Source organism: Nonomuraea sp. NPDC054003 (assembly GCF_055585125.1).
Genome location: NZ_JBVJKR010000002.1, coordinates 472,578 through 485,716 on the forward strand (window position 1 = coordinate 472,578; position 13,139 = coordinate 485,716).

14 protein-coding genes are annotated in these 13,139 nt (G+C 73.4%); 6 read left to right on the forward strand and 8 right to left on the reverse strand.

Annotated features, from left to right (window positions below):
- Positions 1 to 20 precede the first annotated feature (20 nt).
- Both ACZ6YG_RS06380 and ACZ6YG_RS06385 read right to left on the reverse strand, forming a co-directional pair.
- On the reverse strand, positions 21 to 479 hold the full coding sequence (locus ACZ6YG_RS06380; RefSeq protein ID WP_148032570.1) for a MarR family winged helix-turn-helix transcriptional regulator: 459 nt from the start codon (positions 477 to 479) through the stop codon (positions 21 to 23).
- Positions 480 to 549: 70 nt separating this feature from the next.
- Complete coding sequence (locus tag ACZ6YG_RS06385; protein ID WP_261808651.1) at positions 550 to 1,149, reverse strand: 4'-phosphopantetheinyl transferase family protein; 600 nt, start codon at positions 1,147 to 1,149, stop codon at positions 550 to 552.
- 110 nt (positions 1,150 to 1,259) lie between these two features.
- Between ACZ6YG_RS06385 and ACZ6YG_RS06390 the strand changes: the two genes are divergently transcribed.
- Positions 1,260 to 2,663 (forward strand): FAD-binding oxidoreductase, encoded by a 1,404-nt coding sequence (locus ACZ6YG_RS06390; protein WP_466017365.1) that lies wholly within the window; start codon positions 1,260 to 1,262, stop codon positions 2,661 to 2,663.
- Here ACZ6YG_RS06390 and ACZ6YG_RS06395 read toward each other — a convergent pair.
- Positions 2,644 to 4,173, reverse strand: a complete 1,530-nt coding sequence (locus ACZ6YG_RS06395) for an alpha/beta fold hydrolase (protein ID WP_466017366.1) — start codon at positions 4,171 to 4,173, stop codon at positions 2,644 to 2,646. The genes ACZ6YG_RS06390 and ACZ6YG_RS06395 overlap by 20 nt on opposite strands.
- A gap of 93 nt (positions 4,174 to 4,266) precedes the next feature.
- Entirely contained in the window at positions 4,267 to 5,661 is a 1,395-nt protein-coding gene (locus ACZ6YG_RS06400) for an aminopeptidase P family protein (protein WP_148032567.1), read from the reverse strand.
- 123 nt (positions 5,662 to 5,784) lie between these two features.
- Here ACZ6YG_RS06400 and ACZ6YG_RS06405 point away from each other — a divergent pair, with 123 nt between their 5' ends.
- The 4 genes from ACZ6YG_RS06405 to ACZ6YG_RS06420 all read left to right on the forward strand — a co-directional run bounded on the left by ACZ6YG_RS06405 (position 5,785) and on the right by ACZ6YG_RS06420 (position 9,475).
- Positions 5,785 to 6,213 carry a CBS domain-containing protein gene (locus tag ACZ6YG_RS06405; RefSeq protein WP_148032566.1) on the forward strand — a complete coding sequence of 143 codons (429 nt, stop codon included), beginning with the start codon at positions 5,785 to 5,787 and terminating at the stop codon, positions 6,211 to 6,213.
- Positions 6,214 to 6,234: 21 nt separating this feature from the next.
- A complete protein-coding gene (locus ACZ6YG_RS06410; protein ID WP_466017367.1) occupies positions 6,235 to 6,870 on the forward strand; it encodes a hypothetical protein in 636 nt (211 codons plus the stop codon).
- Between the two features lie 80 nt (positions 6,871 to 6,950).
- On the forward strand, positions 6,951 to 7,733 hold the full coding sequence (locus tag ACZ6YG_RS06415; protein ID WP_148032564.1) for a cyclase family protein: 783 nt from the start codon (positions 6,951 to 6,953) through the stop codon (positions 7,731 to 7,733).
- Positions 7,730 to 9,475, forward strand: a complete 1,746-nt coding sequence (locus tag ACZ6YG_RS06420) for a thiamine pyrophosphate-binding protein (RefSeq protein ID WP_466017368.1) — start codon at positions 7,730 to 7,732, stop codon at positions 9,473 to 9,475. Before ACZ6YG_RS06415 ends, ACZ6YG_RS06420 begins: the two co-directional genes overlap by 4 nt.
- On the opposite strand, the gene ACZ6YG_RS06425 is transcribed toward ACZ6YG_RS06420, so the two are convergent.
- Genes ACZ6YG_RS06425 through dhaK form a run of 3 tightly spaced genes read right to left on the reverse strand, consistent with a single transcriptional unit; the run spans position 9,472 to position 11,455 of the window.
- On the reverse strand, positions 9,472 to 9,846 hold the full coding sequence (locus ACZ6YG_RS06425; RefSeq protein WP_148032562.1) for a PTS-dependent dihydroxyacetone kinase phosphotransferase subunit DhaM: 375 nt from the start codon (positions 9,844 to 9,846) through the stop codon (positions 9,472 to 9,474). The genes ACZ6YG_RS06420 and ACZ6YG_RS06425 overlap by 4 nt on opposite strands.
- Complete coding sequence (dhaL, locus tag ACZ6YG_RS06430) at positions 9,846 to 10,466, reverse strand: dihydroxyacetone kinase subunit DhaL (protein WP_148034715.1); 621 nt, start codon at positions 10,464 to 10,466, stop codon at positions 9,846 to 9,848. The genes ACZ6YG_RS06425 and dhaL overlap by 1 nt, the downstream gene beginning before the upstream one ends.
- A gap of 8 nt (positions 10,467 to 10,474) precedes the next feature.
- The gene (gene dhaK, locus ACZ6YG_RS06435; RefSeq protein WP_148032561.1) at positions 10,475 to 11,455 is read right to left on the reverse strand and encodes a dihydroxyacetone kinase subunit DhaK; all 981 of its coding nucleotides are present in this window, start codon (positions 11,453 to 11,455) and stop codon (positions 10,475 to 10,477) included.
- 65 nt (positions 11,456 to 11,520) lie between these two features.
- On the opposite strand from dhaK, the gene ACZ6YG_RS06440 reads away from it, so the two are divergent.
- Positions 11,521 to 12,306 carry a lysophospholipid acyltransferase family protein gene (locus ACZ6YG_RS06440; RefSeq protein ID WP_148032560.1) on the forward strand — a complete coding sequence of 262 codons (786 nt, stop codon included), beginning with the start codon at positions 11,521 to 11,523 and terminating at the stop codon, positions 12,304 to 12,306.
- On the opposite strand, the gene ACZ6YG_RS06445 is transcribed toward ACZ6YG_RS06440, so the two are convergent.
- Positions 12,303 to 13,112 (reverse strand): serine/threonine-protein kinase, encoded by an 810-nt coding sequence (locus tag ACZ6YG_RS06445; RefSeq protein ID WP_148032559.1) that lies wholly within the window; start codon positions 13,110 to 13,112, stop codon positions 12,303 to 12,305. The two genes, ACZ6YG_RS06440 and ACZ6YG_RS06445, sit on opposite strands and share 4 nt — an antisense overlap.
- Between the last annotated feature and the right edge of the window lie 27 nt (positions 13,113 to 13,139).

The window sequence follows — 13,139 nt, forward strand, 5'->3', positions numbered from 1 at the left end:
CCGCCGGTATCGGTTGGGTGTCAGCGCAGCTTCTTCAGATGCTCCACGATCGGCGCGAAGGCCCCCTCCAGCTCGCCGAGCTGGTCGTCGGTCAGCCGGTCGACGAAGTGTTCGCGGACGCCGGAGACGTGGACGGGCGCCACCCGCTGGATGGTGTCCCAGCCCTCGTCGGTCAGCACCGCGAAGGTGCCGCGCCGGTCGTCGCGGCAGTCCTCGCGGACGACCAGCCCCTTGGCCTCCATCCGGGAGATCTGGTGGGAGAGGCGGCTGCGGGACTGGATCGTCGCGTCGGCCAGATCGCTCATGCGCATCCGCCGGCCAGGGCTCTCCGAGAGGTTGACCAGGATCTCGTAGTCGTTCAGCGACAGCGCGTGTTCCTGCAGCTCCCGGTCCAGGCGGTGCATGAGGAGCTTGTGCAGCGCCAGGTGGGTTCGCCAGGCACGCTGCTCAGCGGGGGAAAGCCAGCGAGGCGCGCTCATGATCTCCTATCCGGGACACGTCCGGCGGCCGGCCACGACGGTGGCGCCGCCTGTGGGACTCGTATCAAGGTTAACCGGGGATGGCGGCTCTCCTGGCAGGGGTGTCGGTGATGGCGGCCACCAGGATGTCCGGCTCCGCCCGCCACTCCAGCAGATGCCGGCCCGCCCAGTCGCCCTCACGGGCGGACAGCTCGTCGAGGGTCAGCTCGCCCCGCTTGATCAGCGCCTCCTTGCGCGCCCACACCCGGATCAGGTCCTCGTTGCCGCCGGCCTCCTTCCGCTCGCGGGGCGTGAGCGCCATCCCGGCGAGCATGCGGTCGAGCGGGCCGGGCGGCACCCGCTCGGCGTCGACGCCGACGCGGCCGTGGCCGGCGGCCGCGCACACGTAGCCGCGCGTGTGGCTCAGGCTGACGCCCACCGCCGGGGCCTCCTCCAGGTACGGCCTGCCGTGGCCGGGGCCGTGCACGTGGCAGACCTGGGCTAGCGTGAGCCGGTGCGGGGCGACGCCGAGGAGCTCGGCCGCGCAGAGGCGGACCAGCAGGTGGGCGGCGACGAAGGCGTGGCGGTCGGCCTCGTGCCGGAACCGCGCGGCCCGCTCCCGTTCGGCGGAGGTCAGCAACGTCACCGGGGCGTCCACCTCGTCAGGCCGACCGCCCATCACCAGCGCCATGTCCGCAACGTACACCGTGACCCGGATTTGCCCATCCGCCAACCAACCACAAATCCGGCGAAACCTACGATTAATTGAGGTTCGCCTATAGCGCGCCCTGGGAGTGCGACATGGTTCAGCTCATCAGAAGCGGGCTCGAAGGACTGCGCGAGAGATGCGCCGGGCGTGTGGTCTCCCCGAAGGACGACGGCTACGAGAGCATGCGGAAGATCTGGAACGGCGCCGTCGACCGCCACCCCGGCGTGATCGTCCGGTGCGGCGGGCCCGACGACGCTGAGGCGGCCGTCGCCTACGCCCGGCAGGAGGACCTGGAGATCTCCGTGCGCGGCGGCGGCCACGGCTTCGGCGGCCTGGCCGTGACCGACGGCGGAGTCATGCTCGACCTCAGCGCGCTGCGGCAGATCGAGGTCGACGCCGCCAGCCGGTGGGCGTCCTGCGGCGGCGGCGCGACCTGGGCCGATCTCGACGCGGCCACCCACGTGTACGGGCTGGCCACGCCCGGCGGCACGATCAGCCACACCGGCGTCGGCGGGCTGACGCTCGGCGGCGGCTTCGGCTGGCTGAGCCACGACCACGGGCTGACCGTGGACAACCTGGAGTCGGCCGACGTCGTGCTCGCCGACGGGCGGCAGGTGCACGCCTCCACCCGCGAGCATCCCGACCTGTTCTGGGCGCTGCGAGGCGGCGGCGGCAACTTCGGCGTCGTCACCTCCTTCGCCTTCCGGCTGCACCCGGTCGGGCCCGAGGTGCAGGTGGGGATCCTGTTCTGGGAGGCGGAGCGGGGCCCCGAGGCGATCGAGACGATCGACCAGGCCGTGCGGAGCCTGCCGGAACACGTCGGCGTGCTGATCGCCTTCGGGATGAGCGCACCGCCCGCCCCGTTCGTCCCCGAGGAGCACCGCCTGCGGCAGGGGCACGCGCTCATCGTGGCCGGGTTCGGCTCGCCCCGGCATCACGCCTCGGTGCTGGAGCCGATCACGCGGGCGCTGCCGCCGCTGTTCTCGTTCGCCGCGCCGATGTCGTACCCGCAGCTCCAGTCGCTGCTGGACGACACCGTGCCCTGGGGGACGCCCGCCTACGAGAAGGCGCTCGACCTGCCGTCGCTCGGGACGGACGCGATCGCCACGCTCTGCGAGCAGGCGGCGCTCAAGGGGTCGCCGATGTCGTTCATACCGGCGTTCCGCCTCGACGGCGCCTTCAGCGCGATCCCTGACGACGCCACCGCCTTCGGCGGCAGCCGCGAGCCGCACTACACGCTGTCCGTCATGGCGCTCACGCCCACGGCGGACGCCCTGGAACAGGAGAGGACGTGGGCCCGCGACGCCTGGTCGGCGCTGCTCCCGTACTCCCGGGGCACCGGTGCGTACGTGAACTTCCTCACCGACCAGGACGAGGACCGCGTGCGGGCTTCCTACGGCGAGGAGAAGTACGCCCGGCTGGCCGCGATCAAGGCCGAGTACGACCCCGACAACGTCTTCCGACTCAACCAGAACATCAGGCCCGCCACCGGCTGAGGAGATAGCCCGGGGTGCCGGGGAACGGAGTGTCCGGCGGCGCGTCGCGCAGGGTGGCCGTGCCCTCCGACGGCGGCACCGCCGGGCAGCGGGCGCCCTGGGCCGGGATCTCCAGGTCGACCAGGTAGCGGTCGAAGACCGCCGTCGCGCAGTCGCCCATGCCGTACACGCCGTGCCCCCAGCCCTCGTAGGTGAGCAGCCGGGCCTCGCGCCCGATCTGCCGCGCGGCGGCGGTGGCCCACGCGTAGGCGGTGGCCGGGTCGTGCAGGGCGTTGGCGAGCAGCAGCGGCGGCGTGCCGTCGACGCGCAGCCGGTGCTGCGGGTTCGGGATCGGCGCCCGCGTGCCGGCGCAGGCCGCCAGCATGCCGTACGCGAGCGGGCTGACCAGCATGTCCGGCGCGATCTTCGCCGACCGGCGCAGGTGGGCGGTGTACTCGCGGTGGTCGCGCACCGGCAGCAGATAGTCGAGACAGAAGACCCGCGACGCGTCGTTGACCGTCTCCTCCTGCGGGGCCGCGGCCAGGAGCCGCTCGGCGGGCCCGCCGGTCTCCAGCGCCACCAGGAACCGGGCCAGCCCGGAGTAGTCCGGCCCGTAGAACGCGCCGAACGCCTGCCTGATCAGCGTCGTCCTGGAGAGCGGCACGCCCGGCTCGCCGGGGAAGGTCAGCTCGCCCCGCCCGGCGCGCTCCAGCAGCTCCGCCCAGACGGCCCGCACGTCCCTGCCGTGCAGCGCGCAGGACTCCGTCCGGCCGCACCAGGAGACGAACTCGTCGAAGGAGTCCTGCGCCGCCCGCGACTCGGTGTCGAGGAAGGCGCGGGTGCGCAGGCTGTGGTCCATGTTGCTGTCGAGCGCCAGCGCCCGCACCCGGTGCGGGTAGCGCTCGGCGTAGAGCTGGGTGATCAGCGTCCCGTACGAGAGGCCGTAGGCGGTGAGCTTCCGGTCGCCGAGCGCGGCGCGCAGCGCGTCGAGGTCCCGCACGACGCTGCCGGTGTCGACGTGGTCGAAGAGCGGCCCGGTGCGGGCCCGGCAGTCCTGCCGGTAGCGCTCGTTGTGGGCCAGGAGCGCCTCGAAGCCCGCCCGGCTGCCGACGGTGAGCGGGTCGGGCGCCCGCAGGGCCAGTTCCAGCGAGCACCGGACGGGGTGGCTGCGGCGCACCCCGCGCGGGTCGTAGCTGACCACGTCGAACCTGCTGGTCAGCTCGGCGGTGAAGGCGATCCGGTTCGTGATCACGGCGTCCACCCCTGAGCCGCCGGGACCGCCCGGGTTGATCACCAGGGAGCCGATGCGGGCACCCGGATCGCTGGCCTTGCGGCGGGCCAGCGCCAGGTCCAGCGTCGGCCCGCCGGGGTCGTCCCAGTCGACGGGCACGGCGAGCGTGCCGCACTCGACCTCCGGCGCTTCGGGACAGGGGGTCCACGCGATCCCGCCCGAGGCGCCGGCCGGTAAGACGGGCACGAGGGGGAGGACCGCGGCGATGACGAGGCTGAGGATCAGGACAGATCTTCGCATGACGCGTCCAATCGTCGGTGGGACCCGATCGTCGGACGGGCCCGCCGGCGGCGCCATCGACCCTGAGTACGGTCTTCGCGTCGTCCTCAGGTATCAGCCGAGCAGGACCGACATCCAGCTCTCCACCTCGTCAGGGTGGCGGGGGAGCGCCGCCGACATCAGCCGCGCCCCGTCGGCCGTGATGACCAGGTCGTCCTCGATGCGGACGCCCAGCCCTCGGAACTCCTCCGGCAGGGTGAGGTCGTCCGGCTGGAGGTAGAGGCCGGGCTCCACGGTCAGCACCTGGCCCTCCTCCAGCACGCCGTCCAGATACGTCTCCGCCCGCGCCCTGGCGCAGTCGTGCACGTCCAGGCCCAGCATGTGGCCGCTGCTGCAGAGCGTGTAACGGCGGTAGAGCCCGGTCTCCATGAGCGCGTCGGGGGAGTCCTTCAGCAGGCCCCATTCGTGCAGGCCCTCGCAGATGACGCGCATGGCCGTCAGGTGGAACTCGCGGAACCGGACGCCCGGCCGCAGCGCCGCGATCGCGGCCGACTGCGCCTCGTAGACCAGCTCGTACACCTGCCGCTGCACCGGCCCGAACCGGCCCGAGAGCGGCAGCGTGCGGGTGACGTCGGCGGTGTAGAGGGTGTCGGTCTCCACGCCGGCGTCCAGCAGCAGCATGTCGCCCGGGTCGAGACGTCCGTCGTTGCGGATCCAGTGGAGCACGCACGCGTGCGCGCCGGAGGCCACGATGCTCTCGTAGCCGACCGCGTTGCCCTCCAGCCGCGAGCGCAGTCCGAACACGCCCTCCAGGTAGCGTTCGCCGCGCGGGTGGCCGAGCGCCTGCGGGAGTGCCCGCACCACGTCCTCGAAGCCGCGCACGGTCGCGTCCACCGCGGCCTGCAGCTCGCCGATCTCCCACTCGTCCTTGACCAGCCGCGCCTCCGCCAGGAAGCTCTCCAGCTCGGCGTCGCCGCCGCCGGGCTCCACCGCCTCGTCCACCGCCGGGTCCACGCCGCGCAGCACCCGCGCGGGTCCCTTCAGATCCAGCTCGCGCGGATGCGCGCAGTCGATCTGGTAGAGCTCCGCCGCCTCCGCCAGGTCGGGCCTGCGGCCCACCCAGAACTCGCCGTAACGGCGGTCCCGGTAGAACTCCTGGCCCTCCTCGCGAGGGGAGCGCGGTCGCGTGTAGAGGGTCGCCTCACCGGACGGCTCGATCACGAGCACGTCACCGGGCTCGCCCGCGCCCGTCAGGTACGAGAAGGCGCTGTGCGGGCGGAACCGGTAGTCGCTGTCGTTGCTGCGCACCTTGAGCGTGCCCGACGGCACGACCAGCCGTTCCCCGGGGAACCGGCTCGCCAGGGCCGCCCGCCGCTTGGCCGCCCACGGGGCGACGGGCAGCGCGCGCACGCCGGTCCGCCGCGTGTCCGCCCAGCCCGTCCGCATGAACGCGGCCAGCTCCTCGGAGATCGGCAGGTCGTGGCTCCCGGTGTTGAGAGGCTCGGTCACAGCGGCTCCAACAGTGGTATTTCATATGGCAAGTACGGTCAGCTTACGGGAGTCCTTGACGGCCTCCCACCCCCTTGCTTGCCTGTAACCACGACGGGGTAACTCCTAGCCGAGGTGGTACGGATGCTGATCAGCACGATCTTGCACGGCAAGGGAAGCGACGTGACGACGGTGGCGCCCGACGCGACCGTCCGTGAGTTGCTGGCCCGGCTGGCCGAGCACAACATCGGCGCCGTCGTCGTGTCCGCCGACGGCGTCACCATCGACGGGATCGTCTCCGAGCGCGACGTGGTGCGCCGGCTGCACGATCGCGGCGCGGGCATCCTCGGCGAGCCGGTCTCGTCGATCATGACCGCCGAGGTGCGCACCGTCGCCCCGGGCGACCGGGTCGACGAGCTGCGCAAGACCATGACCACCCACCGCGTGCGGCACATGCCGGTGGTCGAGGACGGCCGCCTGGCCGGCATCGTCAGCATCGGCGACGTGGTCAAGAACACCATCGAGGAGCTGGAGACGGAGAAGGCCTCACTGGTGGACTACCTCCACCGCTGACGCGGGTGGGACGCTGTCCAGGTGATGTACCGCCCCCCGCCTGACTACCCGCGCGCGTCGAGCAGCCCGACGATCATCCTGCTCGTCGCCGGGCTGACCGGGGTGCTGGGCTTCCTGATCGGCTTCCTCACCGGGCTCGGGTCAGGAGAGCTGGCGGCGGCCCCCGCTCCCCGGGTCACCGTGACGGTCGAGGGAGAGCTCGACCCCGACGCGCAGCCCACCGACCCCGTCCCGTCCGACCCCGTCCCGTCCGACCCCGTCCCGTCCGACCCCGTCCCGTCCGACCCTGCCGCGTCCGACCCTGCCGCGTCCGATCCTGCCGCGTCGCCTCCGGCCGCCGACCCGTCCGCGTCGGCCCCCGTCACCTCGGACCCGTCCGCCGGCGCCCCGGACGACCCCGTCACGTCGAACCCCGGCGATCCGCTCGCGTCGATGCGCACCCTCGTCGTCGGCGTCGACATCCAGCCCGGCACCTACCGCACCACCGGCCCCGCGGGCGGCGGGGGCCAGTGCTACTGGGCCCGCATGAACAGCACCACCGGCGACATCGGGGACGTCATCGACGCCGGCATGCCCTCAGGCCCGGCCACCGTCACCATCGCCGCCACCGACAAGAGCTTCCAGACGGCCGGCTGCGCCGAATGGACCAGGGCCTGACGGACCGCCGGAGCGGTGCCTGTTTGCGGAGGTGACACCCGCGTAGGAGGATGCGCTCAGCCCCACGCGAGGAGGAAGCCATGTCGGTGTTGCGGAGCTTCGTAGACAGTGTGCGCAACGGCGCGATCGAGGTCGTCGACCTCACCGCGCCCCTGTCGGAGGAGACGCCGATCCTCCAGTTGCCCGAGCCGTTCGGCAACACCATCCGGTTCCGGCTGGAGGAGATCAGCCGCTACGACGACCGCGGCCCGGGGTGGTACTGGAACGACATCCACACCGGCGAGCACACCGGCACGCACTTCGACGCGCCCATCCACTGGGCGACCGGCCGTGACGGCCAGGACGTCTCCCAGGTGCCGGTGACCAGCCTGATCGCGCCGGCCGTGGTGCTCGACTTCACCGCCGAGGCGGGCAAGGACCCCGACTTCCTCCTCCAGATCGACCACGTCAAGGAGTGGGAGCGCGCCAACGGCCCGCTGCCCGAAGGCGGCTGGCTGCTCTACCGCACCGGCTGGGACTCGCGCTCCGGTGACCAGGACACGTTCCTCAACGCCGACGAGACCGGCTCGCACACCCCCGGCGTCTCCGCCGAATGCGCCAGGTGGCTCGCCGAGCAGACGCCGATCATCGGGCTGGGCGTCGAGACCGTCGGCACCGACGCGGGCGCCGCCCACTCCTTCGACCCCGCCTTCCCCTGCCACGCCTTCTTCCTCGGCGCCGGCAAGTACGGCCTCACCCAGCTGCGCAACCTCGACCGGCTCCCGGTCACCGGCGCGGTCGTGGTGGCGCCGCCGCTGCCCATCCTCGGCGGCTCGGGCAGCCCGGTGCGGGTGCTCGCGCTGGTGGAGCGGGGCGAAGGGTGATCGTCGCCGAGGCCGTCGGCGGGCTGCTCGCCGCGGCGGGCGTACGAGCCGCGTTCGGGGTCGTCGGCAGCGGCAACTTCCACCTCACCAACGCCCTCGTGAGCCACGGCGTGCGCTTCGTCGCGGCCCGTCACGAGGGCGGTGCGGCCACCATGGCCGACGCCTACGCCCGGATGACGGGCGAGGTGGCGGTCGTCTCCGTGCACCAGGGGCCCGGCCTGACCAACGCGATCACCGGCCTCGCCGAGGCCGCGAAGAGCCGCACCCCGCTCGTCGTGCTGGCGGGCGAGGCCACCGACGCCCGCTCCAACTTCCACATCGACCAGGACGCCGCCGTGCGCGCGGTGGGCGCCGTCCCGATGCGGGTCACCGCCCCCGCCGAGGCGGCCCGGCACACCCTGGAGGCGTTCCGCGTCGCCTGCGACGAACGCCGCACGGTCGTACTCAACCTGCCCCTCGACGTGCAGGCCGCCGAGACGGAACTCGGCGGGGAGCGACCGGAGCAGGCCCCGGGGACGGAACTCGGTGGGGAGCGGCCGGAGCGGGCCGCGGGGACGGGTCCGGGCGGGGAGCGGCCGGACTACACGGGCGCGAGCGAGCTGGACCGGGCCGCGGCGGCTGTTCGTGAGAGCCGTCCCGGCGCGCCCGCCGCCTCCGCCGAGCAGCTCGACGGGTTGCGCCGGTTGCTCGACGGGGCCGAACGGCCGGTGTTCGTCGCCGGGCGCGGAGCACGGCACGCGCGGGCCGAGCTGGTGGAGCTGGCCGAGCGGGCCGGCGCCCTGCTGGCCACCTCGGCCGTGGCCAAGGGCCTGTTCCGCGGCAGCCCGTGGGACCTCGACGTGAGCGGCGGTTTCGCCACGCCGCTCACGGCCGAGCTGGTCCGGGGCGCGGACCTGGTGGTCGGCTGGGGGTGCGCGCTCAACATGTGGACCACCCGCCACGGCTCGCTGATCGGCCCCGGCGCCAAGGTCGCGCAGGTCGATCTCGACCTGGCCGCCGTCGGCCTGCACGTGCCCGCCGACCACGGCGTGGTGGGCGACGTGGCCGAGGTCGCCCGCGCCCTCACGGCCGGCGGCGAGCGGGCCGGCTACCGCTCGCCCGAGCTGGCCCGCCGCATCCGCGAGGAGGGCCGCTGGCGCGCGGTCCCGTACCACGACGAGAGCGGCGGCGGCCGCGTCGACCCGAGGACTCTCACCATCGGCCTGGACGACCTGCTGCCCGCCGAGCGGATCGTGGCGACCGACTCGGGCAACTTCATGGGCTACCCGGCGATGTTCCTGGACGTGCCCGACGAGCGAGGGTTCTGCTTCACGCAGGCGTTCCAGGCGGTCGGGCTCGGGCTCGCCACCGCCATCGGCGCCGCCGTGGCCCGCCCCGACCGGCTGCCGGTGGCGGCGCTCGGCGACGGAGGCGCGTTCATGGGCATCGCCGAGCTGGAGACCGTCGTCCGGCTCGGGCTGCCCATGGTGGTCGTGGTCTACGACGACGAGGCCTACGGCGCCGAGGTGCACCACTTCGGCCCGCACGGCCACCCGCTCGGCACCGTCCGGTTCCCGCCCGCCGACCTGGCCGCGATCGCGCGCGGGTACGGGTTCGCGGCCGTGACCGTCACCGGGCCGGCCGACCTGGCGGGCGTGGCCGAGTGGCTCAAGGGCCCGCGCGAGCGGCCCCTGCTGGTGCACGCCAAGGTCACCGGCGACCGCCCCTCCTGGTGGCTGGAGGAGGCGTTCAGGGGCCACTAGAGCTTGCGGTGGGTGCGGGCCTCCTCGGCGGCGGCCAGCACCACCGCCAGCGCCGCCCCGCCGCCGGCCGCGACCGCCGCGGCGATCGCGCCCTCCACGAACGGCACGTCCGCCAGCACCACCCGGCCGGGCTCCTCCAGCAGGCGGGCGGTGAGCACCGAGCTGCCCAGGTCGGGGATGAGCAGCACGCCGTCGCCCCGGTCGACCTCGCGCACCGCCGCCTCGATGCGGTCGATGCTGACCCCGAGCCCGCCGTCGCCGGTGCCGCCGGCCGCCGCCACGGGCGCCTCCCTGCCCGCGATGCCGCGCGCCAGCTCCGCCGTCTCCGCGGCCAGCCCGGCGCTGTGGGCGACGAGGACCACGCCCACCATCAGGCCGCCGCCTCGGCCAGCGCCGCCATGATCAGCGCCGCCGACGCCGCGCCCGGGTCCTCGTGGCCGATGCTGCGCTCGCCCAGGTAGCTGGCGCGGCCCTTGCGGGCGCGCAGCGGGATCGTCGCCTTCGCCCCCTCCTCGGCCGCGCGCGCCGCCCGCTCGAACGCCTTGTGCTCGTCGGCGCCCTCCTGTACGGCCTGCGTCAGGGCACGGGCGGCCGGAGCGAGCGCGTCGATCATGGTCTTGTCACCCTGGGCGGCCTTGCCCAGGCGCTCCACCGCCTGGACACCGGACTCGAACGCCGCCGCGAACCCGGCGAGCGTCACCGGCGTGTCCAGCGACTTGCCGAGCTGCCGGAACAGCGACCCGTACAGCGGGCCCGAGGCGCCGCCCACCCGGCGGATCAGTGTCGTGCCCGCGGACACCAGCACCTGCGCGGGGGAGGTCGGCGGCCACTCGGTCAGCGCCTTGCCCACCTCGGTGAAGCCGCGGTCGAGGTTGGTGCCGTGGTCGGCGTCGCCGATCGCGGCGTCCAGGCCGGTGAGCCGGTCGCGGTGCAGCCTGACCGCCCTGGCCGCGCCCTCGGTCCAGGCGAGGAAGAGATCGGTGTCGAGCATCCCGGCCATCATCGCCCCCACCGCAGGCCGGGCGTCTCCACCGGGGCGTCCCACAGCCGGGTCAGCTCGCCGTTGAGGCGGCAGACCGTGATCGAGAAGCCCTGCATGTCGAGGCTCGTCACGTAGTTGCCGACCAGCGAGCGCACCACCCGCGCGCCCTTGCCCCGGACGAACGCCTCCACCTCGGCGAACACCACGTACAGCTCGATCAAGGGGGTGCCGCCCATGCCGTTGACCATGACGAGCAGGTCGTCGCGGAGCGGGAGGTCGCCGTGGATCGCCTCCATGGCGAGCGCGGCCAGCTCGCGGGCGGGGGCCATCGGCGCGCGCGACCTGCCCGGCTCGCCGTGGATGCCGATGCCCAGCTCCACCTGGTCCTCGGGCAGGTCGAAGGTGGGCTTGCCGGCCGCGGGCGTCACGCACGAGGTGAGCGCCACGCCGAACGAGCGGCTGTGGTCGTCCACCTCGCGGGCCACCCGCGCCACCTCCTCCAGCGGCGCGCCCTCCTCGGCCAGGGCCCCGGCGATCTTCTCCACGAACAGCGTCGCGCCGGTGCCGCGCCGGCCCGCCGTGTAGAGGGAGTCCTGCACGGCCACGTCGTCGTCGACCAGCACGCTCGCCACCGGGACGTCGTCGCACAGCTCGGCGGCCATCTCGAAGTTCAGCACGTCGCCCGTGTAGTTCTTGACGATGTGGAGCACGCCCGCGCCGCCGTCGGCCGCCCTGGTGGCGTCGATGATCTGGTCGGGCACCGGGGAGGTGAAGATCTCACCAGGGCAGGCGGCGTCGAGCATGCCGTGGCCCACGAAGGCGGCGTGCAGCGGCTCGTGCCCCGACCCGCCGCCGGAGACCAGGCCCACCTTGCCGGGGCGCGGACCCTCCGCCCGGTAGACCACCCGGTCGCGTACCCGCAGCGAGGGGTGCGCCGCGGCGAGGCCGTTGAGGGCGTCCTCGACCACGGATTCGGCCGTGTTGATGAGCTTCTTCATGGTCTGAACATCTGCCCGTTTTCCGCTGGAGGCAAGCACCGGGCGGAGTAGGCTACCGTCTGCACATGGCCGAGATCGTGTACCCGCCGGTGATCGCAGCCGCGCGGACCTTGTTTCGCGTGCTTGACTACCGCTTCCACCTGGAGGGCACCGAGCACGTGCCGTCGACGGGCGGCGCCGTCCTGGTGAGCAACCACATCAGCTACCTCGACTTCATCTTCGCCGGCTACGCCGCGCTGCCGGCCAGGCGGCTGGTGCGGTTCATGGCCAAGCAGGACGTGTTCGACCACAAGATCTCCGGCCCGCTCATGCGCGGCATGAAGCACATCCCGGTCGACCGCGGCGCGGGCGCCGGCTCGTACGCGACCGCGCTGCGCATGCTGAAGGCGGGCGAGATGGTCGGGGTGTTCGCCGAGGCCACCATTAGCCGTTCGTTCACCGTCAAGGAGATCAAGAACGGCGCGATCCGGATGGCGCAGGCCACCAAGGTGCCGGTCATCCCGGTGGCGCTCTGGGGCACGCAGCGGCTGTGGACGAAGGGCAGGGAGCGGCGCATCTTCCAGCGCCACGTGCCGATCACGATCCTGGTGGGCGAGCCCATCCACCCCAAGCGCGGCGAGGACGTCGCCGAGCACACCACGGCCCTCCACGCGCGGCTCTCGGAGCTGGTCGACCGGGCGCAGCGCACCTACCCGGAGATCCCGCAGGGCGTGTGGTGGCAGCCGGCCCACCTGGGCGGCACCGCGCCCACCCCCGAGGAGGCGGCGGCGCTGGACGCCGCGGAGGCCGAGGCCCGCGCCGCGAAGAAGGCGGCGGGCGGCGGCGCCCACGAGGAGCCGGCCGGAACCTAGATGGCCGTCTGGTAGGCGCTCGCCCGCATGCCCGCCAGCAGCGTCTCCGTCTGCGACAGCGAGTAGCGGTGGCGCGGGTCGTGGTGGAGCAGCCCCTCGATGAGCGGGCGCATCACCCCGGCCCGGCGCGGCGGCGGGAACGGCCCGCTGCGCGCCATGCCGAGCACGGTCGCGGCGTCCTGGCCCGGGTAGGGCGGCTGGCCCTCGATGGCGCTGTAGAGCGTGGCGCCGAACGACCACATGTCGGCCTCCTTGCTGGCCGGGCCGCCGTAGAGCCGCTCGGGGGCCATGAACGCGGGCGTGCCGCGCAGCCGCCTGGAGGTCGTGGTCTTGCGGATGTCGCCCTCCGCGGTGGCGATGCCGAAGTCGGTCAGCACCACCCGGTCGCCGGTCAGCATCACGTTGGCCGGCTTCACGTCACGGTGGAGCACCCCTGCCTGGTGGGCGGTGCGCAGCGCGGCCAGCAGATGACGGCCGATCGCCGCCACCGACTGGGCGGGCAGCGTGCCCACCTGGGAGAGCAACTGGTGCATGGAGAGCCCGTCGAGATACTCCATCACGATCCAGAGCTTGCCGCCTTCTTCGATGAGGTCGTGGACCGTGACGATGTTCGGGTGCGACAGCCTGGCCGCCATCCGGGCCTCGCGCAGCACGCGCCGACGCACCATCTCGGCCTCGCCGGTGAGCGTCAGCTCCTTGAGCGCCACCTCCCGGTGGAGAAGCCGATCGAACGCGCGCCATACGACGCCCATGCCCCCACGACCGGCCTCCTCGTTAAGGAGGTACCGTCCGCCGATCTCCCGCATACCATCCCCTCATTGACAGGGGTAATC